Origin of the sequence: Mesorhizobium salmacidum (SeqCode), from assembly GCF_037179605.1 — a bacterium.
GTDB lineage: Bacteria > Pseudomonadota > Alphaproteobacteria > Rhizobiales > Rhizobiaceae > Mesorhizobium > Mesorhizobium salmacidum.
In genome coordinates this window covers 276,665-300,274 of the sequence record NZ_JAPYKS010000006.1, presented here as the reverse complement: position 1 = coordinate 300,274, position 23,610 = coordinate 276,665, and the positions used below count along the sequence as shown (strand labels likewise).

22 protein-coding genes and 1 tRNA gene are annotated in these 23,610 nt (G+C 63.4%); 14 read left to right on the top strand and 9 right to left on the bottom strand.

The genetic code is table 11. The features are described 5' to 3' along the window. A partial coding sequence (locus O7A60_RS11125) for an aminotransferase class I/II-fold pyridoxal phosphate-dependent enzyme (protein WP_337106276.1) occupies positions 1 to 639 on the top strand: 639 nt, incomplete at its 5' end. Positions 640 to 652: 13 nt separating this feature from the next. Here the strand turns inward: O7A60_RS11125 and O7A60_RS11120 are convergent. Beyond that, the gene (locus O7A60_RS11120) at positions 653 to 1,819 is read right to left on the bottom strand and encodes a pyridoxal phosphate-dependent aminotransferase (RefSeq protein ID WP_337106275.1); all 1,167 of its coding nucleotides are present in this window, start codon (positions 1,817 to 1,819) and stop codon (positions 653 to 655) included. 110 nt (positions 1,820 to 1,929) lie between these two features. After that, positions 1,930 to 2,352 (bottom strand): large conductance mechanosensitive channel protein MscL, encoded by a 423-nt coding sequence (gene mscL, locus O7A60_RS11115; protein WP_027145683.1) that lies wholly within the window; start codon positions 2,350 to 2,352, stop codon positions 1,930 to 1,932. A 249-nt stretch (positions 2,353 to 2,601) separates the two neighbouring features. Here mscL and O7A60_RS11110 point away from each other — a divergent pair, with 249 nt between their 5' ends. After that, complete coding sequence (locus O7A60_RS11110) at positions 2,602 to 6,111, top strand: PAS domain-containing hybrid sensor histidine kinase/response regulator (RefSeq protein WP_337106274.1); 3,510 nt, start codon at positions 2,602 to 2,604, stop codon at positions 6,109 to 6,111. Here the strand turns inward: O7A60_RS11110 and O7A60_RS11105 are convergent. Continuing rightward, entirely contained in the window at positions 6,083 to 6,763 is a 681-nt protein-coding gene (locus O7A60_RS11105; protein WP_337106273.1) for a TetR/AcrR family transcriptional regulator, read from the bottom strand. The genes O7A60_RS11110 and O7A60_RS11105 overlap by 29 nt on opposite strands. Before the next feature lie 95 nt (positions 6,764 to 6,858). On the opposite strand from O7A60_RS11105, the gene O7A60_RS11100 reads away from it, so the two are divergent. Together O7A60_RS11100 and O7A60_RS11095 are read left to right on the top strand one after the other, a co-directional pair. Continuing rightward, the gene (locus O7A60_RS11100) at positions 6,859 to 7,515 is read left to right on the top strand and encodes an O-methyltransferase (protein WP_337106272.1); all 657 of its coding nucleotides are present in this window, start codon (positions 6,859 to 6,861) and stop codon (positions 7,513 to 7,515) included. A gap of 118 nt (positions 7,516 to 7,633) precedes the next feature. After that, complete coding sequence (locus tag O7A60_RS11095) at positions 7,634 to 8,932, top strand: MDR family MFS transporter (RefSeq protein WP_337106271.1); 1,299 nt, start codon at positions 7,634 to 7,636, stop codon at positions 8,930 to 8,932. A gap of 23 nt (positions 8,933 to 8,955) precedes the next feature. Here the strand turns inward: O7A60_RS11095 and O7A60_RS11090 are convergent, their stop codons facing one another. Both O7A60_RS11090 and O7A60_RS11085 read right to left on the bottom strand, forming a co-directional pair. Then, the gene (locus O7A60_RS11090) at positions 8,956 to 9,615 is read right to left on the bottom strand and encodes a response regulator transcription factor (protein WP_337106270.1); all 660 of its coding nucleotides are present in this window, start codon (positions 9,613 to 9,615) and stop codon (positions 8,956 to 8,958) included. A 123-nt stretch (positions 9,616 to 9,738) separates the two neighbouring features. Continuing rightward, positions 9,739 to 10,173 (bottom strand): hypothetical protein, encoded by a 435-nt coding sequence (locus tag O7A60_RS11085; RefSeq protein WP_140507521.1) that lies wholly within the window; start codon positions 10,171 to 10,173, stop codon positions 9,739 to 9,741. Positions 10,174 to 10,280: 107 nt separating this feature from the next. On the opposite strand from O7A60_RS11085, the gene O7A60_RS11080 reads away from it, so the two are divergent. Then, positions 10,281 to 10,631 (top strand): DUF952 domain-containing protein, encoded by a 351-nt coding sequence (locus O7A60_RS11080; RefSeq protein WP_027145678.1) that lies wholly within the window; start codon positions 10,281 to 10,283, stop codon positions 10,629 to 10,631. Further along, positions 10,628 to 11,707, top strand: coding sequence for a quinone-dependent dihydroorotate dehydrogenase (locus O7A60_RS11075; protein ID WP_337106269.1), 1,080 nt, complete (start codon positions 10,628 to 10,630; stop codon positions 11,705 to 11,707). The genes O7A60_RS11080 and O7A60_RS11075 overlap by 4 nt, the downstream gene beginning before the upstream one ends. Here the strand turns inward: O7A60_RS11075 and O7A60_RS11070 are convergent. Beyond that, the gene (locus O7A60_RS11070) at positions 11,700 to 13,040 is read right to left on the bottom strand and encodes an MATE family efflux transporter (protein ID WP_337106268.1); all 1,341 of its coding nucleotides are present in this window, start codon (positions 13,038 to 13,040) and stop codon (positions 11,700 to 11,702) included. The genes O7A60_RS11075 and O7A60_RS11070 overlap by 8 nt on opposite strands. 132 nt (positions 13,041 to 13,172) lie before the next feature. Between O7A60_RS11070 and O7A60_RS11065 the strand changes: the two genes are divergently transcribed. Then, positions 13,173 to 14,075, top strand: coding sequence for a histone deacetylase family protein (locus tag O7A60_RS11065; protein ID WP_337106267.1), 903 nt, complete (start codon positions 13,173 to 13,175; stop codon positions 14,073 to 14,075). 3 nt (positions 14,076 to 14,078) lie between these two features. Here O7A60_RS11065 and O7A60_RS11060 read toward each other — a convergent pair whose 3' ends face one another. Beyond that, the gene (locus O7A60_RS11060; RefSeq protein ID WP_027145674.1) at positions 14,079 to 14,342 is read right to left on the bottom strand and encodes a DUF6460 domain-containing protein; all 264 of its coding nucleotides are present in this window, start codon (positions 14,340 to 14,342) and stop codon (positions 14,079 to 14,081) included. A 471-nt stretch (positions 14,343 to 14,813) separates the two neighbouring features. Here O7A60_RS11060 and O7A60_RS11055 point away from each other — a divergent pair, with 471 nt between their 5' ends. From O7A60_RS11055 to O7A60_RS11030, 6 genes are all read left to right on the top strand, one after another. Then, on the top strand, positions 14,814 to 15,359 hold the full coding sequence (locus O7A60_RS11055) for an outer membrane protein (RefSeq protein WP_337106266.1): 546 nt from the start codon (positions 14,814 to 14,816) through the stop codon (positions 15,357 to 15,359). Between the two features lie 3 nt (positions 15,360 to 15,362). After that, positions 15,363 to 16,076: a sensor histidine kinase gene (locus O7A60_RS11050; protein ID WP_337106265.1), complete on the top strand. Its 714-nt coding sequence runs from the start codon at positions 15,363 to 15,365 to the stop codon at positions 16,074 to 16,076. 121 nt (positions 16,077 to 16,197) lie between these two features. After that, the gene (locus O7A60_RS11045) at positions 16,198 to 17,226 is read left to right on the top strand and encodes a glycosyltransferase family 2 protein (RefSeq protein WP_337106264.1); all 1,029 of its coding nucleotides are present in this window, start codon (positions 16,198 to 16,200) and stop codon (positions 17,224 to 17,226) included. A 63-nt stretch (positions 17,227 to 17,289) separates the two neighbouring features. Continuing rightward, the gene (locus tag O7A60_RS11040; protein WP_337106263.1) at positions 17,290 to 18,780 is read left to right on the top strand and encodes a hypothetical protein; all 1,491 of its coding nucleotides are present in this window, start codon (positions 17,290 to 17,292) and stop codon (positions 18,778 to 18,780) included. A gap of 210 nt (positions 18,781 to 18,990) precedes the next feature. After that, positions 18,991 to 20,922, top strand: coding sequence for an acyltransferase family protein (locus O7A60_RS11035; RefSeq protein ID WP_337106262.1), 1,932 nt, complete (start codon positions 18,991 to 18,993; stop codon positions 20,920 to 20,922). Positions 20,923 to 20,974: 52 nt separating this feature from the next. Next, positions 20,975 to 21,048, top strand: a tRNA-Gly gene (locus tag O7A60_RS11030). A gap of 64 nt (positions 21,049 to 21,112) precedes the next feature. Here the strand turns inward: O7A60_RS11030 and O7A60_RS11025 are convergent. After that, entirely contained in the window at positions 21,113 to 21,874 is a 762-nt protein-coding gene (locus O7A60_RS11025) for a Stf0 family sulfotransferase (RefSeq protein WP_140507542.1), read from the bottom strand. A gap of 380 nt (positions 21,875 to 22,254) precedes the next feature. Here O7A60_RS11025 and O7A60_RS11020 point away from each other — a divergent pair, with 380 nt between their 5' ends. Continuing rightward, positions 22,255 to 22,521: a hypothetical protein gene (locus O7A60_RS11020; protein ID WP_337106261.1), complete on the top strand. Its 267-nt coding sequence runs from the start codon at positions 22,255 to 22,257 to the stop codon at positions 22,519 to 22,521. Between the two features lie 86 nt (positions 22,522 to 22,607). Here the strand turns inward: O7A60_RS11020 and O7A60_RS11015 are convergent, their stop codons facing one another. Next, complete coding sequence (locus tag O7A60_RS11015; protein ID WP_140507545.1) at positions 22,608 to 23,597, bottom strand: LysR family transcriptional regulator; 990 nt, start codon at positions 23,595 to 23,597, stop codon at positions 22,608 to 22,610. Positions 23,598 to 23,610 lie beyond the last annotated feature (13 nt).

Below are 23,610 nucleotides of genomic sequence, written 5' to 3'. Positions count from 1 at the left end.
GAGGTCCATGCGGTGGGCATGTACGGGCCGCGCGGCGGCGGCATCACCGAGCGCGAAGGCCTGGCCGACCGTATCGATATCATCGAAGGCACGCTCGCCAAGGCGTTCGGCACGCTGGGCGGCTACATCACCGGCACCAGCGCCGTCATCGACGCGGTGCGCTCCTACGCGCCGGGCTTCATCTTCACCACGGCGCTGCCGCCTGCGATCGCCGCCGCGGCCACAACATCGATCCGTCATCTCAAGCGCTCGCAGGCCGAGCGCGATGCCCAGCAGCAGCAGGCGAGCCGAACCAAGCAGATCCTGTCCGCCGCCGGCCTGCCGGTGATGGAGTCGCCAACCCACATCGTGCCGCTGCTGGTCGGTGATCCGGAGCTCTGCAAGATGGCCAGCGACCGCCTGCTCGGTGTTCACGGCATCTACATCCAGCCGATCAACTACCCGACCGTGCCGCGTGGCACCGAGCGGCTGCGCATCACGCCGACGCCGTTCCATTCCGACGCGCTGATCGCCGAACTGCAGGACGCGCTGGTCGAAACCTGGGATGCACTCGGCATTCCCTATGGCTCGGCCGGACGGCCTTCAGTGGCCAAGAGCGACCGCATCATCCCATTGCTGGTGCCCAAGTCGGGCGGCTGAGGCCGCCACCTGTTCAAACAGTGTTCATCCAGCTTGCCAGCCGGTTTGCCGCTTCCTCGAGCTGGTCGAGGCGGCGGTGGAAGCACAGCCGCAGGAACGCTTCGCCACCGGGGCCGAAGGCGGTGCCGGGCGCCAGGCCGACATTGGCCTTGTCGACGATTTCGAAAGCGGCTGCCCGCGAATCCGTGATGCCATCGACGGTGAAGAACAGGTAGAAGGCGCCCTGCGGCACGGTGAAGCGCGCCTTGCCGGTTTCGCCGAGAATGCCGCAGACCAGGTCGCGGGCTTTCCTCGCCCGCTCCACCTGTTCGGCGACGAAGGCATCGCCCTCGTCGAGCGCCGCGACCGCGCCGCGCTGCATGAACTGGGCGACGCCCGAGTTCGAATACTGGATCAGGTTCTCGAACACCTGCTGCAGGCTTGGATGGGTCTTGATCCAGCCGACGCGCCAGCCGGTCATGGCCCAGTTCTTGGAAAAACTGTTGACGAACAGGACGCGGTCTTCCGCCTCCGCGATGTCGAGGAAGGATGGCGCGCGGCCATGACCATAGTGGAACAGCGAATAGATCTCGTCGGCGATGATCCACAGACCCCTGGCGCGGGCGAGATCGAGGATCGCCCGCAGGGTCTCGTGGTCGGCGGTCCAGCCGGTCGGATTGGACGGCGTGTTGATGAACAGCGCCTTCGTGCGCGGCGTGACCGCCGCCGCGATCTTCTCGACGTCGCAGGACCAGCCATTTCCGGAATGGTCGAGCGTGACCGGCACCGGCACGGCACCCGCGATCGCGGCGGCGGCGTCGAAATTCGGCCAGGCGGGCGACAGGTAGATCACTTCGTCGCCAGCTCCCGCAAGCGCATCGAGCGCCAGCTGGATGGCATGCATGCCTGAGCCGGTGACGATGAATTGCTCCTCGGGGAATGTCTTGGCGAAATGCCTGGAATAGTAGCGGGCCAGCGCTTGCCTGAGATCGGGGATGCCCCTCTGCCAGGTGTAGAACGTCTCGCCGCCGGCCAGCGCCTTCGACGCGGCATCGGTGATGAAGGACGGCGTCGGCAGGTCGCCCTCGCCGGCCCAGAGCGGGATCAGGCCTTCGCGCAATCTGCCGTAGTTGACGACGGCGACGATACCGCTTTCAGGCGCGGCCAGGGCTTCGGGGCGCAGGGTCTGGATCAGGGTCATTGGGCAGGGTCCGTTGTCTCGGGCGTTCGTAAGCGCTGCTTACCAGATACGAAAACAGAAAACCCCGGCCGCGAACGACCGGGGTTTTGGTCCAGAAGAACTCTATCCGTCTACCGTCTGGCCAGCAGATCGCGGATTTCGGTCAAAAGCTGTACATCGGCCGGCGGAGGAGCTGCCGCTGCGGCGGGCTTCTCCTTTTCCAGGCGCCTGCGCATGTTGTTCACCGCCTTGACCATGAGGAAGATGATGAAGGCGAGGATGAGGAAGTTCAGCACCACGGTGATGAAGCTGCCATAGGCAAAAACGGCGCCTTGCTTTTTGGCGTCCGCCAATGAGGTGGCGTTGACGGCCGAGGAAAGCCCAAAGAAGTAATTGTTGAAGTCCAACCCGCCGAAGATGGCTCCGACGATCGGCATGATGATGTCGTTGACCAGCGAATCGACAATCTTGCCGAAGGCAGCGCCGATGATGACGCCGACGGCCAAGTCCATCACATTGCCCTTGGAAATGAATTCCTGGAATTCTTTCAGCATTCGACCCTCCTTGTCATGGCGGGCCGCACAGCCGTCCCGTCCCCGTGGCACCGACCCGGCGACACCATAACAAAAACCTTGGGTTGCACCATCGGCTAAAAAAGAAAACAACCGCTTTCTCCTTACCTTGGGGCAGCCGCCGGAAATCATCGCCCGCATGCGCCGAAAGCCGCGATGGACTTGGCGCCCAAGCTGTGATTGCGTCTGACCCGGCCAGGTGAAAATCGGCACAGGGAGGATCTTGCCGGCGTGCAGGGCTTGTTCATCGTCATCATCGCGATCGCCTATGTGACGCTGCTGTTCGCCATCGCCAGCCTGGGCGACCGCCGCTCGGCCTTGTCAGGCCCCGGTCGGGCGCGGCCCTTCATCTATGCGCTCAGCCTTGCCATTTACTGCACGTCCTGGACCTTCTTCGGCTCGGTCGGCCTTTCCTCGGAACGCGGCCTCGAATTCCTCGGCATCTATACCGGCCCGGTGCTGGTGTTCGTGTTCGGCTTTCCCTTGCTCAACCGCATCGTGCGGCTTGCCAAGACCGAGAAGATCACCTCGGTCGCCGACTTCCTCGGCGCGCGTTACGGCAAGAGTTTCACCGTGGCCGCGATCGCCACGCTGATCGCCACCATCGGCGCCGTGCCCTATATCGCACTGCAATTGAAGGCGATCTCCGGCTCTGTCAGCCTGATGGTCGAGCACTATACGGGCTCGCCGCCCTCCTTCGATCCCTTCGTCAGCGACATCTCGCTGGTCGTCGCCATGCTGCTTGCGCTGTTTGCGGTCCTGTTCGGCACACGCCATGCCGACGCCACCGAACACCAGGACGGGCTGGTGCTGGCGGTGGCGGTCGAGACCGTGGTCAAGCTTGCCGCCTTCCTGGCCATCGGCCTGATGGTCATCTTCCTGATCTTCGGCGGCCCGGGCGACATGTTCGACCGGCTGGCCGAGAATGGTCAGGTACGGCAGGCAATGGGCTATTCGACGTCGCTCGCCACCTGGCTGGTGCTGACATGTCTCAGCGGTTTCGCCATCATCCTCCTGCCGCGGCAGTTCTACGTCACCATCGTCGAGAACCGCAGCGAGGCCGAACTGCGCACCGCGACATGGGTGTTCCCGCTCTACCTGGTGGCGATCAACCTGTTCGTGCTGCCGATCGCCTTTGCCGGCCTGACGCTGGTCGGCACAAGGACGAGCAGCGATCTTTATGTGCTGTCGCTGCCGCTGTTCAGCGGCCACGATTTCCTTGCCATGGCCGCCTTCATCGGCGGCCTGTCGGCGGCAACCGCCATGGTCATCGTCGAGAGCGTGGCGCTGTCGATCATGATCTCCAATGACCTGATCATTCCGCTGTTCGTGCGCCGGCTGTTGCGCACGACCACCTCCGAGAACGAGGATTGGTCGACGCTTATCCTCAATGTGCGGCGTGGAGCGATCTTCATCCTTCTGTTCATCGCCTTTCTCTACTATCGCGAGAGCACCAACAGCGCCCGGCTGTCGTCGATCGGCCTGATGTCCTTCGCGGCGATCGGGCAATTCGCGCCGGCCCTGATCGGCGGATTGATCTGGCGCGGCGCCAACGGCCGGGGCGCGGCACTCGGCATGGTCGCCGGCATTCTGGTCTGGGGCTACACGCTGCTGGTGCCGTCGCTCGTCGCGCAAGATGCCGGCATCATCGTGCATGGACTGTTCGGCTTCGAGGCGTTGCGGCCGCAGGCACTGTTCGGCACCGTCGCCGAACCGCTGAACCACGGCGTGCTGTGGAGCCTGTCGGTCAACGCGCTGTTCTTCGTCTTCGGGTCACTGTCGCGCGCGTCGGTGCCGCTGGAGCGCATCCAGGCATCGATCTTCGTGCCGCGCGAAGCCGGCCCGATGCCGAGCCTGCGCCGCTTCCGTACCGCCATCACCGTCAACGATCTCAAGGATACGATCGCACGTTATCTCGGTGTCGAACGCACCGAGCGGTCCTTTCAATCCTTCGAGAAGAGCAACGGCACCTCGCTGCACGGCAACGAGCAGGCCAGCATGGACGTCATCCGCTTTTCCGAGCAGCTGTTGGCAAGCGCCGTCGGCTCTTCCTCGGCGCGTCTGATCCTGTCGCTGCTGTTTCGCCGCCACGACCGAGAATCCCGCGACGCCTTCCGCCTGCTCGACGACGCCACGGAAGCGCTGCAGCACAACCGCGACCTGCTGCAGATCGCGCTCGACCAGATGGAGCAAGGCATCACCGTCTTCGACCGCGATTTCCGGCTGATCTGCTGGAACCGCCAGTACCGGGCGCTGTTCGACCTGCCCGACGAGATGGGCCAGGTCGGCGTTTCGCTCGACCAGATCCTTCGCCATCTTGCCGAGCGCGGCGACATTCCCGCCGACCAGCGCGTGACGATGCTCAACCGGCTGACCAGCTTCGTCAGCCCGTGGCAGATGGAGTTGAAGACCAGCGGCCGCATCGTGGAACTGCGCTCCAACCCGATGCCCGACGGCGGCATCGTCGCCACCTATGCCGACATCTCGGGGCGCGTCGAGCAGGACCTGGCGTTGAAGCGCGCCAATGAATCGCTGGAGCAGCGCGTCAAGACCCGCACCGTCGAACTGACCAGGGTCAACGAGGAATTGACCCGGGTCAACGAGGAACTGGCACAGGCACAGATGCTCGCCGAGGAGGCCAATCTCGGCAAGACACGCTTCCTTGCCGCCGCCGGTCACGACATCCTGCAACCTTTGAATGCCGCCCGGCTCTATTGTTCCTCGCTGATCGAGAAGGCCGGCAAGGGTCCAGCAGGCAAGGCGGCCATCAACATCGAATCCTCGCTGGAATCGGTCGAGACCATTCTCGGCGCCGTGCTTGATATCTCGCGCCTCGATGCCGGCGCCATGAAACCTGACGACACCGCCTTCACCCTGGATGGCCTGCTGCGCCAGATCGGCAATGATTTTCGGCCACTGGCCGCGGAGAAAAAACTTGGCCTGACGATCATGCCGTCGTCGCTTACGGTGATGACGGACCGTAACCTGTTGCGCCGCCTGATCCAGAATCTTGTCTCCAACGCCATCAAATACACCCGCCAGGGCCGCATCCTTGTCGGTGTGCGGCGCCGTGGCGATCTGGCCGAGATCCAGGTGATCGATACCGGTATCGGCATCGCAGGTGACAAGCTCAACACTGTTTTCCACGAGTTCACCCGGCTGGACGAAGGCGCACGCGAAGCCGAAGGTCTTGGTCTCGGCCTCTCCATCGTCGACCGCATCGCCAGGGTGTTGCGGCTCGAGATCCGCATCTTCTCCAACCCCGGCAAGGGCACGCGCTTTTCCGTCATCCTGCCGGTGGCGGCCGCGCAGGAGCCGCCACGCGAGGTCGAGACCAGGGCGCCGGCCCGCGCGGCGGCTTCGCTGTCCGGGCTGCATGTGCTGTGCATCGACAATGACATCCGTATCCTCGAAGGCATGCGGCTGCTGCTCGAAGGCTGGGGCTGCAATGTCGCCACGGTGACCGGCTCGGGGGATCTCGACAGGGTCGCGGTCCAACGTCCAGACATCGTGCTTGCCGACTACCATCTCGACCGCGAAACCGGTCTCGACATTATCGTCCGGCTGCGGGCGACGCATGGTGACGACCTGCCGGCCGTGCTGGTCACGGCCGACCGCTCCAACGAGGTGCGAGCAGCCGCGGCAGGCCTCGATATCCCGATGATCAACAAGCCGCTGAAGCCGGCGGTCCTGCGTTCGATGATGGCCAGGTTCAGGCCGATGGTACGGGCGGCGGAGTGACGTCTAAGCGCCTGGACCAGGCCTGGTGCCCCAGGCTTTTGAGATAGGCGCAGAACATGTCGGCGAGTGCGTCGGAATAGGCTTCGATTTCCGCCGACGTTCGCGGCTTTTCCGAAAACTCCGCCCCCACCGAACTCAGCGCCGTTCGGATCAGGTCGCCGGCCATGACGCACACGGCATCGGGCGCATTAGGCAGCGTCTCGCGCATGAATGACTGGACCGCGCGATTGGCCACGGCCCTCGATTCGTCGGCCTCAGGCGCGTCCCGGTAGAGCGGAGCGGCATCGTTCAGGGCCCCGCGCACCGCCGCCTCCTCGCATTCGGAACGGATGAAGGCGTGCACCAGGGTGCGCGTCCGCTCAAGCGGCGGACTTTCGGCGTTCTCCAGGATGCCGCGCAAGAGCTCCGTCGTCTGCCGCCATTCATCGCTCTGCAGCCGGAACAGCAGAGCCGCCTTGTTGGGGAAGTACTGGTAGAGTGAGCCGACGCTGACGCCGGCCCTTTCGGCCACGCGCGTGGTGGTGAAACGCCGTGCGCCTTCACTCGCCAGAACCTGAACAGCAGCCTCTAAAATCGCCGCGACGAGTTCCGTGGCGCGCGCGTGCTTAGGTTGTTTTCGGGTGGAAATTGAAGGGGTTGGGCGTTGGATCATGACGGCACCCGGGAATGCGAATTGGAAACCTGAAGGATTATTCGTATTTTTCGAGACAACACAACGATGCATGCATTTCCGACTGGAGAACTGCCATGACCACGCTCACCGGAACCCCGCTGGCTCCCCTGCTCGCGCGCCTGTTCGAGGAAGCCAATGCCGCGACAAGCCCGGCCATGGCGCGATATTCGGATGAAGAACGGGCCCGCCTGCTCAACAGCAAGACCGAATATCGCGAGTTCTATGGCAGCATGAAGGATCTCTGGCTCGCGGTTTCGCCGGAAACCGGCACATTGCTCTACATGCTGGCGCGCAGCACGGGCGCGCGCATCATCGTCGAATTCGGCACCTCGTTCGGCATCTCGACGCTCTACCTCGCCGCCGCGCTGCGGGACAATGGCGGCGGCCGTCTGATCACGACCGAGTTCGAGAGTTCCAAGGTGATGCGGGCCAAGGCCAATCTCAGGGAAGGCGGCCTCATCGACCTGGTCGAAATCCGCGAGGGTGACGCGCTGGAGACGCTGAGCGCCGACTTGCCCGAGACGATCGACCTGCTGCTGCGCGACGGCGCCAAGGCGCTCTATCCGGAGATTCTTGGTTTGGTCGAGAGCCGGTTGAGGCCCGGCGCTTTGGTCATTGCCGACAACGCCGATTTCGCCCCGGACTATCTCGAGCGCATGCGCTCGCCGGCGGGAGGCTACATGTCGACGCCGTTTGGCGACGAGGTGGAGTTGTCGATGCGGCTCGGCTGAACACTCCGGCATAGACGACGATCCGATCAGCATGCTGCTCCTCGAGCGGCCGTAGGCGTTAACGTCAGACAACGCGCAATCCGGCCCTTCGGGCCTCCGACGCGTAGGTGACATCATTATGACCACAATTCCCTCCTGGCGCGGGCTGCCGCGCCCGGCGACGCTTGGACTTTTTCTGTTCTTCTGCGCCGGTTTCGCCGACGGCGCGCTGGTGCCTTTCTTTCCACTCTGGGCAAGCAGCGAAGCCGGCATCCCTGTCGGCGCGATCGGCCTGCTGTTCGGCTGCTATGCCGGCGGCGAGCTGCTGGCGGCGCCGCTCATCGGCGGCATCGCCGACCGCATCGGCCGGCGGCCGGTGCTGATTGCCTCGTCGCTCGGCGTCGGTGCCGGCTTTCTGGCCCTGTTCTTCGTACACGGCGTCGTCGCCACCGCGCTCGTGCTGCTTTTGACCGGCATCTGCGAATCGGTGCTTCACCCGACAATACTGACCGCGATCGCCGATGTGACAGAGCCGTCCGCGCATCCGCGCTGGTTCAGCATGGCACGGGTGAGTTCGAGCGCGGGACAGATACTCGGGCCGGCCTGTGGTGCCTTGCTTGCGCTTATGTCACTGCGCAGCGTGTTTCTCGCCGGCGGCACGATGCTTGTGCTGGGCGGGATCGTGATGCTGCTGGCCCTGGACGAGACGATCAGCGCCGGCCGCGCCACCGGCGACGGCGATGAAGAGTACGAAGAGGAAGAAGGCTTGTCCGCGCTGCTGCCGGCGTTCCGCGACGGCCGGTTGGCGAAGCTCCTGCTCTGGGTCGTCCTGTTCGAGGTCGCCAGCAACTGGATCGAGGCGGTTATCCCGCTCTATGCGCATGACGCCGGCACGCTGACACCATCTGGCGTCGGCGCGCTGTTCGCCTACGCGGCCGCCCTGACGGTCGGCCTGCAGATGCTGGTAAGCCGTATGGTCGAGGCACGGTCCGCCTTGTGGCTAACGGTCGGTGCCGGCCTGGCAACGATACTCGCCTTCGCTCTGTTGGCCGCCTCGCCTGCAATGTTGGCGCTGATCGGCGCGGTCAGCCTGTGCTCGATCGCCCAGATGCTGGTCGGCCCGCTGGTACCGACCGCCGTCAATGCGCTGGCGCCTCAGGCACGACGGGCTTCCTACATGGCGGCCTCGTCGGTGGCGGTCGACCTCAAGGATTCGCTCGGTCCTTCCATCGGCACGGCGCTTTACGCACTGGCGCCGCGCCTGCCCTGGATCGCCGGCATTCCGCTGGTGGCGATCGCCTCGCTCGGTCTTGGCGCCGCGATCGGCCGCGCACGGCGGCCTTCAAACGAATCCAAATCGAACCCGAGCGCCACGCCGGAAGCGGTCAATCCACCGGAGTTGCCGGTACCATGGTCGCCAAGTCCGGCAACCGAATAGTCGCGACCCGCTGCAGCCGGCACTCAGCCCGCCGGTTGCAGCGGGTCGCTGCCGATCTTGGACAGCAGGATCACCGCCTGGGTGCGGCTGTCGACGCCGAGTTTTTGCAATATGGCCGAGACATGCGCCTTGATCGTCGCCTCGGAAACGCCGAGCTCATAAGCGATCTGCTTGTTGAGCAGGCCTTCAGCCAGCATGCCGAGCACGCGGGTCTGCTGCGGGGTCAACGCCTGCAGCCGTTTGATCAGGTCCGATATTTCGGGATCGCGTTCGACACCGAGATCGACGCCGACGGGTGCCGCGATATCGCCGGCAAGCACCGACTGCACGGCGCTGCGGATTTCCTCCATGCTGGCCGACTTGGAGATGAAACCGGAGGCGCCGAGATCGAGAGCGCGCCGGATGGTCGCTGGATCGTCATGCGCCGACACCACGACCAGCGGCACCGCCGGATGGATGCCGCGCAGGGAGATCAGGCCGGAGAGGCCGCTGGCGCCAGGCATCGACAGGTCCAGCAGCACGAGATCGACATCTTCATTGGCAACGACCAGCGCCTTGGCGCTTTCGAAATCGCCCGCCTCATGAATGGCGGTGACATTGCCGATGCCGGCAAGCGCCTCGCGCAGGGCGCCGCGAAACAGCGGGTGGTCGTCGGCGATGACGAAAGTATAGCCTGACGGCAAGATGTCCCTCCCCGAATCCCCGATTTACTGCTTTTTGCGGGATCAGTCGGACGATTATGAGGGGCCGCGCGCTGTTTTCAAGCGGCAAAGCCAGCGCGCCACGTTTTCCCTCGTCACTAGCGCTCAGGTCTTCTGCGAGTTGAGCTGGGCGCCGCCGCCGCTATCCTTGTCCATATCCTTGACGATGCCCATGAAGCTCTTCAGGAAGCGCTCCATATAGCTCATCGTCGTGTTGAAATCCTCCTCGCTCGGCAGTTTCGATTCGAGGCGGGCGGAGAGCGAATTCTCCAGCTTGGTGACGCGCTCGTCCATCGCCTTCATCGAGGTCTGCAGGCGATCGACCTCGTCCTGGTAAGCGGCGCGTTCATCGGCCGCCATCTTGCAGACGAGCTGGCCCGAATGCTCCTCGCAGATCGACATCGCGCCGGTCTGCGTATCCATGCGGACATAGCCGTTATCAGACTTTTCCAGCCGGTAGCGGTCGGCTTCTTCCGAATATGCTGAAGCCGCGACCAGTGAAACGAGCGCGGCGGGGATCAAGATGTGCTGTAGACGCATGTTATCCTCCATGGCCGAAGCCTGAAATATCGCATGTTTGCGCCGGAAATGGGGAAGACCCTTGGCGTGGCCTTCCCCGCGCGACTGGTTCGGATTATAGCGCAACCATGTCACAGATTATCTACAAGATAACTCCGCAAGCGCCTTGGCGCGAGGCCGAAGCCAATGGCCGCTTCACCGGAGCGCCAATCGACGTCGCCGACGGCTTCATCCATTTTTCGACGGCAGCGCAGGTTGCGGAAACCGCGGCAAAACATTTTTCCGGCCAGACCGACCTTCTGCTGGTCGCCATCGACGGGATCGGCCTGGGCGATGCGCTGAAATACGAAGTCTCGCGCGGCGGCGCGCTGTTTCCGCATCTCTACGGCGTGCTCGACCTGAAAGCTGTGCTGTGGGTCAAGCCGCTGCCGCTCGGTGCCGACGGTACTCACCAATTCCCGCCCCTGGAGGGGCAATGAGCGTGCTCGACCGGATCGGCCAGAAGCTGCTGTTCACCTTTGATCCGGAAACCGCGCACGGCCTGTCGATCGCGGCGCTGCGCTGCGGCCTGCCGGTTGGCGCGCGGACGGTACGCGATACAAGGCTGAAGGTCAGCCTTTGCGGTCTCGATTTCCCGAACCCACTTGGCATGGCGGCTGGCTACGATAAGAACGCCGAAGTACCCGATGCGCTGCTTGGCCTCGGTTTCGGCTTCGCCGAGGTCGGTACCATCACGCCCCTGCCGCAATCCGGCAACCCGAAGCCACGCATCTTCCGGCTGACATCGGATGAAGCCGTCATCAACCGGCTGGGCTTCAACAATGAAGGCCACGCGGCGGCCGAAAAAAGCCTTGCCGCGCGCAAGGGGCGCGGCGGCATCGTCGGCGTCAACATCGGCGCGAACAAGGACAGCGCCGACCGCGCCGGCGATTATGAACGCGGCGTCGCCCGCTTCGCGCCCCACGCCAGCTATCTCACCGTCAACATTTCCTCACCCAACACGCCTGGCCTGCGCACCATGCAGGCGCGCGAGCAACTCGGCGAGCTCCTGTCGCGCGTCATGGCCGCGCGTGCTGCGGCAATCGCGCAGCCGCCGATCTTTCTCAAGATCGCCCCAGACCTGGTCGAGGCCGAGTTGGAGGATATCGCCGCCGAAGTCATGGAAAAGCGGATCGACGGCGTCATCGTTTCCAACACCACCATTTCACGACCGGGTCTGCGAAGCGGTGACGTCGCGCGGGAGACAGGCGGGCTTTCGGGAAAACCACTGTTCGAGCGCTCGACCATCGTGCTGGCCAAGATGCGCAAGCTGCTCGGACCCGAAATGGCCATCATCGGTGTCGGCGGTGTCGATTCAGCGGAGACGGCGCTGGAAAAGATCCGCGCCGGCGCGGATCTGGTGCAGCTCTACACCGGCATGATCTATGCCGGGCCGGCGCTGCCGGGACGGATCGTCGCGGGGATGGCCCGCTTTGCCGAGACAGAGAAACTCAGCTCGATGCGCGAGCTGCGCGACAGCCATCTCGACCGATGGGCGTCGGAGCCGCTCAGCTGAATGCGGTTTGCATCCGCAGCCGCAAGATCGTCAGCAGGCTCAATCCCCGCACCAGCAAGAAGACGTGCAAGGCCGCCCACAGGCCGTGATTGCCGAAGGCGGGCGCCAGCGTGATCAGCGCGGCGGCAAAGACGAGGAACGACAGAAGCATCATGTTGCGCATGTCGCGCGACCATGTCGCGCCGATGAAGACCCCGTCCATCTGGAAGGCAAGGACGCCGCTCAGCGCGGTGAACGCCGCCCAGGGCAGGTAGGTATCGGCTACGGCGCGGACATCCTGCGACGTCGTCACGACGGCGACCAGGTTGGTGCCGGCCATGAGCAGCACCAGCGTCGCGGCACCGGCCAGACCAAGGCCCCAGAGCAGGGTCAGCCGCACCGCCTGCCTGAAGGGCTGCTCGGCACGCGCGCCGACGGCGCGGCCGGCGAGTTGCTCGGCGGCGGTGGCGAAACCGTCGAGGAAATAGCCGGCGACGAGGAAGAAATTCATCAGCACCGCATTGGCGGCGAGCGTCACCGTTCCGAACTGCGCGCCTTGGCGGGTGAACAGCGCGAAGGCGGCGAGCAGCGAGAACGAACGGATCATGATGTCGCGGTTGAGCGACAGCATGCGCAGGAAGGCGCTCATGTCGAGCAGGCGGTGGCGAGGCAAGGGTGGGCTGGATCGGAACCGGCGCACCACGATCGCGAGACCAAGCAGCATGGCGAGGAATTCGCCGGTGACGGTTGCCCAGGCGACGCCGGAAACGCCCCAGCCAAGTTCAAGGCCGAGCATGAAGCAGAGCGCGATGTTGATGCCGTTGAGCACCAGTTGCAGGACAAGCCCGAGCCCGCCCTCGCCGCGCCCCAGCACGTAACCGAGGACGGCGTAGTTGATCAGCGAGAACGGGGCGGCGAGCAGCCTGATCCTGATATAAACCGCCATCGCCTCGCTGACGCGTGGTCCGGCACCCATGAACCACTGGCCGCCGATGGCGATGAGGGGCGAAAGCGCCGCCAGCACGACGCCGGCAACGACGGCGATCAGCACGGCGCGCCAGAACACCGCCTGTTCCTCGAGGGCGTCTCCACGCCCGAAAGCCTGGGCGACGAGGCCGGTCGTGCCCGAACGCAGAAAATTGAAGGTGGTGAAAACGACGTCGAAAGCCAGCGCACCGGCCGCCAGGCCGCCAAGCAAGGCGGCATCGCCGAACTGGCCGACAACAGCCGTATCGACCAGGCCGAGCAGCGGCGTCGTCAGATAGGCGAGCGTCATCGGCACGGCGATGGCAAGCACCGAGCGGTTGGTGACGGAAAAGGCTCTGGCGTCGGTTAGGATTACACCCTTGTCCAAAGGATTCCTGCCTTGCTGATTGCGGCTTGATCCGAGAGCCGATGTGCCCCATTTTCCGTCCACCGCGCAATCATTCTTCCTGCGACGGCCAACCGAAATCCCGGTCTGGCGCGAAGCCGCTGGACCACTCTCATGCCCCTACAGATCGTCCATCACCCCGACTACGACGCCGGCTTCGCGACCAACCATCGCTTTCCGATGAGCAAGTATCCGCTGCTGATGGAGGCCTTGCGCTCACGCGGCCTGGCCGGACCCGGCGCGCTCAACACAGCCGAACCCGCGCCGGCGCCGTGGCTGAAGCTTGCTCATGCGGCCACCTATGTCGACCAGGTCGTCTCCTGCTCCGTGCCGGAAAAAATCGAACGCGAGATCGGCTTTCCGGTCGGCCCCCGCGTCTCGCTGCGCGCGCAGCTTGCCACCGGCGGCACGGTGGCGGCAGCCCGGCTCGGCTTGCGTCACGGCATTGCCTGCAACACCGCCGGCGGCAGCCATCATGCGCGACGCGCGCAAGGCGCCGGCTTCTGCACCTTCAACGACGTCGCCGTCGCCTCGCTGGTTCTGCTGGAAGAGGGTGCGGTGCAGAAGGTCCTGGTCGTCGATCTCGACGTGCATCAGGGCGACGGCACGGCGGATATTCTAGGCGATGAGCCACGCGTGTTCACCTTCTCCATGCATGGCGAGCGGAACTACCCCACACGCAAGATCGCCTCGGACCTCGACGTCGCACTGCCCGACGGCACGGGCGACGCCGCCTATGTCGAAAGGCTTGATACCATCCTGCCGGAGCTCTCCACCCGCGCGCATTGGGACATCGTCTTCTACAATGCAGGCGTCGACGTCCATGCCGGGGACCGGCTCGGCAGGCTGGCGCTTTCCGACCATGGGCTGCGCGCCCGCGACGAGATGGTCATCGGCCATTTTCGGGCGCTCGGCATTCCTGTCTGCGGTGTCATCGGCGGCGGCTATTCCACCGATGTACCGGCACTTGCCGCGCGCCACGCCATCCTGTTCGAGGTCGCTTCGGGCTTCGCCTGAACGTCACTTCCGGTAGTTGGCGATCCTGAGCAGGATGAAGGCCGGCACGACGATCGCGGCGCCAAGCAGGATATAGCCGAGGAAGCGGTCGATGGCGTGGAAGCCGAGATTCCAGAGATCGATGAAGAATTTCCGGATGCCGTAGAACACATCCATCGGCGACCAGCCGAAGGCGTTCATGACCAGGCCGACGAGAAAGGATACCACCAGCAGCTTCAGGACAACCCTGAGCGGCGAGTCGCCGAGAAAGCGCGTCAGTGCGGACAAGGCCGTCTCCCGATTGAGATGCCCGGACTCATGGGCACGGCCCAGAGATACGTGCTTGGCGGCCATCCATCAAGCCAGCGCGGTCTGTACAGAGAAACTGATAAGCCGCAGCCAGATGTTGAGCGCCATCGAAAGCCCGCTCGAGCAACTGACAGAGCGGCTTCCGAAAGCCCGCAAGTCTTAAATATCGGTAAACAATTTCACTTTAATTTATTGAAAATAAAGCACAAAATCGTCATTTTCAAATTTTGCGCAATGTGCGTGCAATTTTCACTTGCGAGATACCAGCCGTCTTTCAGGCGACGGACCGCGCGGCGCTCTGCCCCTACCACAGCCGGCGAAAGCCGGTCCCAGAACCGCGCAGCCATCCCTGAAAGACACCGATCGGAGCCTGCCGCCTCAACGGCCAGGGTCCTCAGCAATTAACCAGCGTATCGGGTGTCGGATGCGCGTTTGTGTTGGAGTAATGCAGTGTCCCCTCAAGCAAAGATCATCCTGACGGCGAGTGCCCTCGCCCTGTGCCTTCTCGGGCCGGCGATGGCCGCCGACCTCTCGCCTGCCTACAACGATCCCCCCGCCTTCCAGTGGAGCGGCGCCTATGTCGGCGTCCATGGCGGCACGGCGTTCACGGGGATGCCGAACCCGTTCGCCGGTCGAAACGGCTTCAGCGGCGGCGTCCAGGCCGGCTACAACCAGCAGATGGGCCCGGCGGTCCTCGGCGCCGAGATCGAAGGTTCCTATCTGGGCGGCGCCGAATACGATGTCCGGGGCGGCAAGATCAAGGAAAAATGGCGCGGCGCGGCCAAGGCGAAGGCCGGCGCGAGCTTCGACCAGACGTTGCTGTTCGGAACCGGTGGCGTCGCCATGACCAGGTTCGACAAGGGCGACGGCGTGAGGAGCAGCGACGGATGGAAGGTGACGTCCGCGTCCGGCATCGACGCATCAACAACAAGATCGCGCGATGCCGTTGCGGCCATCGCGCGATCAAGGTCGGCCACTTGCTGTTCTGGAATCTAGAAGTTGCCGGTCAAACACGTGCCGCAGGAAATCGCGCCGCTGGTGCATGCTTTCAACGAGGCTTTGGCCCGCCTCGCGCAGGGATACGACCGACACAACCGCTTCCTCACCGACGCGGCGCACGAATTGCGCACGCCGATCGCCATCCTGCGCACACGCGCCGAGTTGCTGCGGCAGGAGCCGCAAAGCACGCGGCTGCTGCATGATATCGAGCGCCTGTCGCACCTCGCACAACAACTGCTCGACCATCAATTGCTCGACCGCCCATCCGACCAGCGCGAGATCGTCGATCTCGACGATCTCGTCTGCCGGGTGGCGGCCGACTTCGCACCGCTCGCCATCGAGGCCGGCTACGACCTTGCCTTCGAGCCTTCGCCCGACAAGACACGCGTCGAAGTCAACGTGCTGCAGATCGAGCGGGCGCTCGCCAACCTCGTGTGCAACGCCATCGAGCATGGCGGCGGCGGCGGCACCATCACGGTTGCGATCGACAGGACGGGCGGCATCGAAGTGCGCGACGAAGGTCCGGGCATTCCGGTGGAAGAGCGCGAGAATGTCTTCGAGCCCTTCTATCGCCTGCAGCCGCAGTCGCGCGGGGCGGGGTTGGGGCTGAACCTCGCCCGACAGATCGCGCTACTGCACGAGGGAACGATCCGGATCCTGGCGGGCTCATGGCGCGGTGCCCGCATCCGCATGGAACTGCCGGTTCGGTCGTGACCCAGGCCGTTGACGCAAAACGCGTGGCGGCCGCCAGCCAGTAGCCGCGCCGATCCCTGACTTATCTGTTTTCTAACCAATTGCCGCTATTGCCATTTCCAAAGCGGGAGCCAGGGCTTTGGTGGGAACGGGAAAAATCAGCGCGCATCGCGCACCCATGTTGTCGGTCGTCGTGCCTTGCTACAATGAACGCGACGGCGTGGCGGAGCTTCATCGACGCGTCAGCGCGGTATGCCTCGAGCAAGGCCTCCCCTACGAGGTCGTGCTCGTCATCGACGGGGCGACCGACGGCACCCGCGAGGCCATTTTCGAACTGGCCGAAAAGGACGACCATGTGGTCGCCATCGATCTTGCACGCAATTACGGCCACCAGATCGCCTTGAGCGCGGGGCTGGAATTCTGCCGCGGCCAGCGCATTCTCATTCTCGACGCCGATCTCCAGGATCCGCCCGAACTGCTGGGTGCGATGATGGCGAAGATGGATGAAGGCTTCGACGTCGTCTACGGCCAAAGGGTGAAACGGGACGGCGAGAGCTGGTTCAAGCTGGCTTCCGCCTCGATGTTCTACCGACTGCTCGGCAGGATGGTCGATGTCGAGATCGCGTCGGACTCCGGAGATTTCCGGTTGATGAGCCGCCGTGCGCTGGACCATCTGATTGCAATGCCCGAACGCTATAGGTTCATTCGCGGCATGGTGAGCTGGATCGGGCTGAGGCAGGTCGCCTTCCCTTATGAACGGCAACGGCGCTTTGCCGGCACCACCCACTACCCGCTGAAGAAAATGGTTCTTCTGGCCGTCGACGCGATGACCAGCTTTTCGATCGTGCCTTTGCGCTTTGCCTCGCTGCTGGGAATGATGTTCGGGCTGCTCGGTCTGGTCGTGCTTGGCTATACGCTGTTGGAATGGTCTGTCGGCAATGTTCTGCCCGGCTGGACGAGCCTTGCCGCGATCATGCTTATCCTGGGCAGCGTCCAGCTTCTGGTGCTGGGCATCTTCGGCGAGTATCTCGGCCGCATGTACATGGAAACGAAGCGGCGGCCGCTCTATTTCGTCAACGAGATCGTCTCACGAAGCCAGGCAGCGGCTGAAGGCCAGGATTTGCCTGTCCACCGCCTCCAGGAGATGGCGAAAAGGGCCGCGCGTGGCTGAGGCGAAGGTCGACCGGATGCAACGGAACGGCATGGGCAGGATGTGCTCGCCCGGAGCCTTGACGTGAACCAGGCCGCCGCTATCGCGACCGCCACGCCGTCGCTCGGGGACGCGCAACGCATCAGGCTGATATTCTGCCTTTTCTGCGCTTGCGCCGTGGCCTATCTGCTCACGGCCTTTGCCGGCGCGATCCTGCAGGACCCCGACAATTGGTGGCAAGTGAAGGTCGGGCTGGATTTCCTGGAAAACCGGACATTTCCAACCGTCGACCCTTATTCCTACACTTTCGCCGGCCAGCCTTGGATCGCCAAGGAATGGCTGGGGCAAGTCTTGCTGGCCCTTGCCTACGGCGCGGGTGGCTGGAATGGCGTCGTCACACTGATCATCGCCACGATCGGCCTGACGGTCTTCCTGATGGGATGGTTCCTCAGCGCATGGCTGAAGCCGATATTGGCGATAGCGCTGGCCCTCGCCGCGGCCCTCCTGATCGCCCCGATCTATACCGCGCGCCCCCATGTCTTCACCTTGCCGATCATCGTCGTCTGGACGGCAATGCTGTTTCGTGCCGCGCGAGAAGAGAGAGCCCCACCGCCGTGGCTGCTCGTGCTAGTCGTATTATGGGCGAACCTGCATGCCACGTTTACCCTGAGCTTCATCATCGCGGCCTTTGCCGGGCTCGATCTGCTGGCGCGCGCGGGTCTGTCTAAACCCTCCCTTCTGGTAAAATGGGTCGTTTTCGGCCTGCTCTGTCCGTTGGTCAGCCTGCTGCATCCCTATGGCGTGAAAGCCATCCTGGCCACGCTCACCGTGGCCTATGGCAATGAGGCTGTTCCACTCATCCTGGAATGGAACCCGTTCAATGCCCAGGAGCAACTCTTCCAGGAAGCGGCGATGTTGTTGGCGATTTTCGGGCTGTTGGTGTCAAGGCCGCGGATCGGCTGGGCCAAGGCGTTGTTCATCGTCTTCACCTTGCATGTCTATCTCGCCCATCTGCGATTTGTATATCTGCCCTTCCTGCTGATTCCGTTGGTCATCGCGGTCGAGATCGCACAGCAATATCCTTCGCTCTCGACCGCGGCCTGGCTGGCGGAGAAGCGCGACGGGCTGGAAAAACTCTTCGCCAGCCGGTTCTATGCTATCTGCGGCGCGATGGCTGTCTTGCTGGTCGGTGCGGTCTCGATCCTCGGCAGTGCCTACCAGGTCGCGCCGAGCCCGGCGACATCAGCCAGCGGCGCCCTTGCTTTCGCGCGGGATCACCACCTGTCCGGCAATGTGCTGAATTCCTACAATTTCGGCGGCACGCTGATTTTCCACGACATCAAGACTTATATCGACGGCAGGACGGACCAGTTGTTCCTTGGCGGATTCACGAAAACGGATGATGCAACGGGGCACAGCGACGGAAAGCCGCAGCTCGAGGCCCAGTTGAAGAAATACGCCATCGGCTGGGCATTGCTTACGGCCGATGACACCCGAATCCCCTTCTTCAATGAACTGGGCTGGAAGCGGGCCTATGCGGACGATTATGCCGTGATCTACCTGCCCGGCACCTGAATCACCGATCCCACAAAACCGGCGTGGCCAGCGTTCGAATGCCCGCTATTCGCCTTGACACGGATGTTGCACTGCAGCAAAGTTGTGCTGCATAGCACAGTCCGTGAGGCCTACGAGCCAAGGTTTTTCGCACAATGGGGATTGCCTTATGACGGGCATGTCAGGCGGCGCCGCACGGCCACCGCGGGTCACCGCGTACGGACCGGTCGAATGAATTACAGGCGCGACATCGATGGTCTGCGGGCCGTTGCAGTGCTGCCCGTGGTGCTTTTCCATTTCGGCGTATCCGCCATTCCCGGGGGCTTCACCGGCGTCGATATTTTCTTTGTGATATCGGGCTACCTGATCAGCGGCAGCCTGCTGGATGATCTCGAGCGCGGCCAGTTCTCGATCGGACGCTTCTACTGGCGTCGTGCACGGCGCATCCTGCCGGCACTGACCTTCGTCATCCTGCTTGCGAGCATTGCGGCCTGGTTCATCCTGTTGCCGTCGGATCTGCACGAATTCAGCCTCAGCGTGATTGCGGCCTCGACCTTCTGGTCGAACATCTATTTCTGGAAGACGACGAACTATTTTTCGATCGACGCCGAACTGCGGCCGCTGCTGCACACATGGTCGCTTTCGGTCGAGGAGCAGTATTACATCTTCGCGCCGATCCTTGTGTATCTGATCTACCGGTATGCCTCGAAGCGCTGGTTGACGATACTTCTGCCGATCGCCATCGGCAGTTTTGCCCTGGCGGTCATGGCGACCACGATGGCGCCGACCGCCGGCTTCTACCTCTTGCCGACACGCGCCTGGGAGCTGGCGCTGGGTGCCATGCTGATGCTGAAAAAGCCGCCGCCACTTGCCAACCGGACGGCAACGGAACTGGTCGGCCTTGCAGGCTTTGCCCTGCTTGCGTTCGGTTTCCTGACGATTTCGGAAAGCGATCCGTTTCCCGGCTACAATGCCCTGTTTCCCTGCATCGGAACGGCCCTGCTCATCTACGCGGGCCAGAATCACGCGGACCGGCCCGTGCCCGTTGCCACGCGTGTGCTTCAATTCGCTCCGATGGTCTGGGTCGGCCTCATCTCCTATTCGCTCTATCTTGTTCACTGGCCGATCAATTCCTTCGTCCATTACCTCTCGCTGAAAGCCATCTCGGTGCCGACGATCGTCGCGATGACGGTGGCCAGCTTCGCCCTGGCGACCTTCTCGTGGAAATATGTCGAGCAGCCTTTCCGGCAGAAGCGAACCTTCACCGCCCCGCTGCCGATCTTTGCCTTTTCGGCGACGGCGATCGCCCTGCTGTGCGTCGGCGGTCTGGCCGGTGTGCTCGGCAAGGGCTTTCCGCAGCGGTTCCCCGATTTCTCGACGCAACGGATCGTGGTGGACGACTGGCGCAATGGCGTCTGCTTCAACGAGGGTACGAGCCGGATCGAGAATTGGAACCTTGCCGACTGCACGCGCACGCATGGCTTTCCCACCAATGTGCTGCTGTGGGGCGATTCCTTCGCGGCTCACTACGTTTCGGGCCTGGAGGCCAACGCGCAGAAAATCCAGGCCAACGTCATCCAATATACCTATGCCGGCTGTCCACCCAACCTCAGTTATTTTTCCTACGCCAGGCCAACCTGCACCCGCTTCAACGAACGGGCGCTGTCGATCATCCGCGATGCCAATATCCAGGCGGTGATCCTGAGCGGCCGATGGACGGACTACCAGGCCAGGGGCTTCGACGGACTGCAGACGACGATCGACCGGCTGCGCGACATGGGTGTCAAGGTCTATGTCATCGGCCAGTCTCCGGAGTTCATCGCCGACGTCCAGAAGGTCGCTTTCTTTGCTAAACACGAAGGCGCCGCGAACACATCCTGGCCGATGGCCATGGATCCCGACATCAACAAGCAGGTGCAGCTCTTCGCCAAGGGCGCGACCTTCATCGATCCACTTACCTATCTGTGCGACGCCATCGGCTGTTCCTATGAGGATGCCACCAGCAAGCAGTTTCTCTATTTCGACTACGGGCATTTCTCTTCCGCCGGCGCGACGCTGGCCATCTCGAAATACTGGCCGAGCTTCGCCGCCGGCGGCGAAGTCGCAAAGGCCAGGGAGCCGGCGCCGACCGTCACCGGTGAGCTGGCGAAGCCCGCATTGTGAGACCGGTTTGCGATTGCCCGAAGCCATGCCGTCATGATAACGAGGCTGCAGCGCGGGTATGATGTAATGGTAGCCTGTCAGCTTCCCAAGCTGAACGCGCGGGTTCGATTCCCGCTACCCGCTCCACCCTGAAGCCAAGAGTCCGTTGGCCTGGGCGGAACCCGTCCATTTGGCAGCACTGTCGGTGAGCCTAAGCTTGGCCGATTCGCATCTGCTTCTTGAGGAGGAACCGGGCGAGGTTGTTGATATTCCGCGGCGCCACCTTCCTGGGCAGATGCGCCAGCAGGTCTTCCGATTTGACGTCGTTGCGGAACCGCTCCGCCCAATCTTCGGTGAGGTCGTCCCGCTGCAGCCGCAAATTCGTCTCGAACTCTCCGTCCGGCATTTCCACCGACAACTGCCGGGCCACCGACGCGACGTAAGGACGAGGATCGTCCAACAGATCCTCATAGAAAAAGCGATCGTAATGCAGATCGGCCAACCGCAGGTAAGCCTCCCAGAAGGCATAGCTCTGCTCGATCAGGAAATAGGCCTGGCAAATACCGGCGAAGTCGTATTGCGGAACCAGATCCGCGCCGCCCATCGTGCTTCTCCAATGGCCTGACGCCTTTGCCCGGCAATAGGAAATCGCTTGGCGAAGACGGTCCCGTCGCTCCAGCAGGACCAGACCCATGTCATGGCGCCGGCCGCATTCCGCCAGGAAGTCCGCTCCGTATTTGGCCTGCGACCAGTGAAGGTGCCGTGGAAACAGCTTCACGGCGAACGTGCCGTTCGCAGTCCCGCCGCGATGGATCACGGCGGACAGCAGATCATCGAAGGATTTCGGCTTGCACCCCAGATTGGTCGTGTCGAGCCACTCGGCCGACTTGCCGAACAATCCCGTGCTGTTTGTGAGGCTGCCAAGCCATTCGGAGCCGCTGCGGGCTTCGGTCAGTATCGCGACGCCCTTCATGCGTGCCGATGATCCGCGGCCCGCGTCATGTCGATTGCAGAATGCCGTTCTTCTTGATGGTCCCCCGCCATGGTCAAAGCTCCGCTTAAACAGCGCCTCAACGGACAAAGGCCTATATGGTTCCGTCGATTCGACCTTAGGCTAAGGCAGAATGCAGGCCCAAACACGTTACAGTTGGGTAATCAACGCCGCGCCTTGGGCTCGAAGAGCCCTGAAGATACGCGCAAAGGCCGGCCACGCTGTGGTGGCCGCCCTTTGACGTCAGCCAGAAGCGATTACAGCCAGACGCCGAGCCAGACGCGCTCGCGCCAGCAGCGGACGCGGCGGCGTCCGTGGCGCCAGTAGCTGCGGCAAACCCGTCTCCAGCCGCGGCGGCGTCCATGGCGCCGACGCCAATAGCCATCGGGACCATGATGTCTCCAGCGATGCCAACGGCGGTGGGAGACCTGCTCCAGTTCGACCTCGTCATCCCCTTCGAAGACAGCCGGATCCGGCTTGTCCAACTCATCGAGAATTCCATTGCCCTGGGGAACACCGGCAAGCGCGCGGCCGGGTCGGGCCACGCTTGCAAACGCAACCGCCCCCGCAACGCCAAGCATTCCAGTAAGAAACAACCGACGTTCCATAAAAACCTCCCGAGTTGTTAACTACCGACACCTCGTTCCCTCGCCCGAAACAGGCTCCAGCGCGCATGCCGATCGGTTTTGAACGCGCGGAGGTGGTTCTCGTTCCATCACCCCACTTCACGCAGGATGAAATCATGCAGCATCTTGGCCGCCGGTGACAGGACGCGATTCCTGACCGTGATCAGGCTGTAGGGCCTGACCTCGATGTCGAACTCGGTCTGGACGACGTCGATGGCGCCGGCAAGTCCGTCCGGGTTCTGGATGAACTTCGCCACCTGCACCGAGACCGGCGCTATGGCATCGGATTGCGCGACCATGACCAGCGTGAGCAGCAGCGAGCTGGTATTCAAGATCCGGTCCGGCAGCGCGATGTTGCGGTTCAGGAAATTGCTCTCCATCGCCTGGCGCAAGGGCGAACCGCCTGACTGGAAGACCCAGTCATAGGCAGCGGTGTCTTCCAGGCGCACTACATTACCCCTCGCGAGCGGGTGGCCGCGGCGCACGATCAGGCAGGCTTTCTCGACGCCGATCACGCGGGATTCGAACAGCCGCGGATTGAGGTCGTCGGGAATGCGGGCGATGATGAAGTCGTGGCGCGAGGCGATCAGCTCGCGGGCGAGCACATTGGAGGTTTCGACCTGCATGGTGATCTCGATGCGCGGGTAGATGCGGCGGATCTCGCGAATCGCCGGCACGGCCAATTCGATCGCCGGCGCGGTCACGGCGCCGAGGAACACCGAACCGCCCTTGCCGGCCTTGAGCTCGGCAATCTCGCGGTCGGCTTCGCGCATCTCGAGCAGGATCGAGCGGGCCCGCCTGGCGAGCGCCTGGCCATAGGGGGTGAGGGTCACGCCGCGCGGCAGCCGTTCGCACAGCTTCACGTCGAGCACCGCCTCCATCTCGGCGATCATGCGCGAGGCGGCCGGCTGGGAGATGTTCATGACCTGGGCCGCGGCGCTCACCCGTCCGTGATCGTCGAGGGCGGCGATCATGCGCATGTGGCGCAAGCTCAAGCCACTGCGCAGGAGTGTCTCCCCATTGCCCGGGAGCTTCTCGTAACTTACGGGAATCGCATCGGGATCGCGCAATGCCGCCATGATCTTCCAGCCC

What these genes read in the sequence shown, in the direction of transcription:
- O7A60_RS11085 (WP_140507521.1), bottom strand. Translation starts at nt 10,173, where the DNA reads ATGCGTCTACAGCACATCTTGATCCCCGCCGCGCTCGTTTCACTGGTC.
- O7A60_RS11035 (WP_337106262.1), top strand. Translation starts at nt 18,991, where the DNA reads ATGAATTACAGGCGCGACATCGATGGTCTGCGGGCCGTTGCAGTGCTG.
- O7A60_RS11100 (WP_337106272.1), top strand. Translation starts at nt 6,859, where the DNA reads ATGACCACGCTCACCGGAACCCCGCTGGCTCCCCTGCTCGCGCGCCTG.
- O7A60_RS11105 (WP_337106273.1), bottom strand. Translation starts at nt 6,763, where the DNA reads ATGATCCAACGCCCAACCCCTTCAATTTCCACCCGAAAACAACCTAAG.
- O7A60_RS11095 (WP_337106271.1), top strand. Translation starts at nt 7,634, where the DNA reads ATGACCACAATTCCCTCCTGGCGCGGGCTGCCGCGCCCGGCGACGCTT.
- O7A60_RS11020 (WP_337106261.1), top strand. Translation starts at nt 22,255, where the DNA reads ATGGCGCCGACGCCAATAGCCATCGGGACCATGATGTCTCCAGCGATG.
- O7A60_RS11025 (WP_140507542.1), bottom strand. Translation starts at nt 21,874, where the DNA reads ATGAAGGGCGTCGCGATACTGACCGAAGCCCGCAGCGGCTCCGAATGG.
- mscL (WP_027145683.1), bottom strand. Translation starts at nt 2,352, where the DNA reads ATGCTGAAAGAATTCCAGGAATTCATTTCCAAGGGCAATGTGATGGAC.
- O7A60_RS11015 (WP_140507545.1), bottom strand. Translation starts at nt 23,597, where the DNA reads ATGGCGGCATTGCGCGATCCCGATGCGATTCCCGTAAGTTACGAGAAG.
- O7A60_RS11080 (WP_027145678.1), top strand. Translation starts at nt 10,281, where the DNA reads ATGTCACAGATTATCTACAAGATAACTCCGCAAGCGCCTTGGCGCGAG.
- O7A60_RS11120 (WP_337106275.1), bottom strand. Translation starts at nt 1,819, where the DNA reads ATGACCCTGATCCAGACCCTGCGCCCCGAAGCCCTGGCCGCGCCTGAA.
- O7A60_RS11075 (WP_337106269.1), top strand. Translation starts at nt 10,628, where the DNA reads ATGAGCGTGCTCGACCGGATCGGCCAGAAGCTGCTGTTCACCTTTGAT.
- O7A60_RS11065 (WP_337106267.1), top strand. Translation starts at nt 13,173, where the DNA reads ATGCCCCTACAGATCGTCCATCACCCCGACTACGACGCCGGCTTCGCG.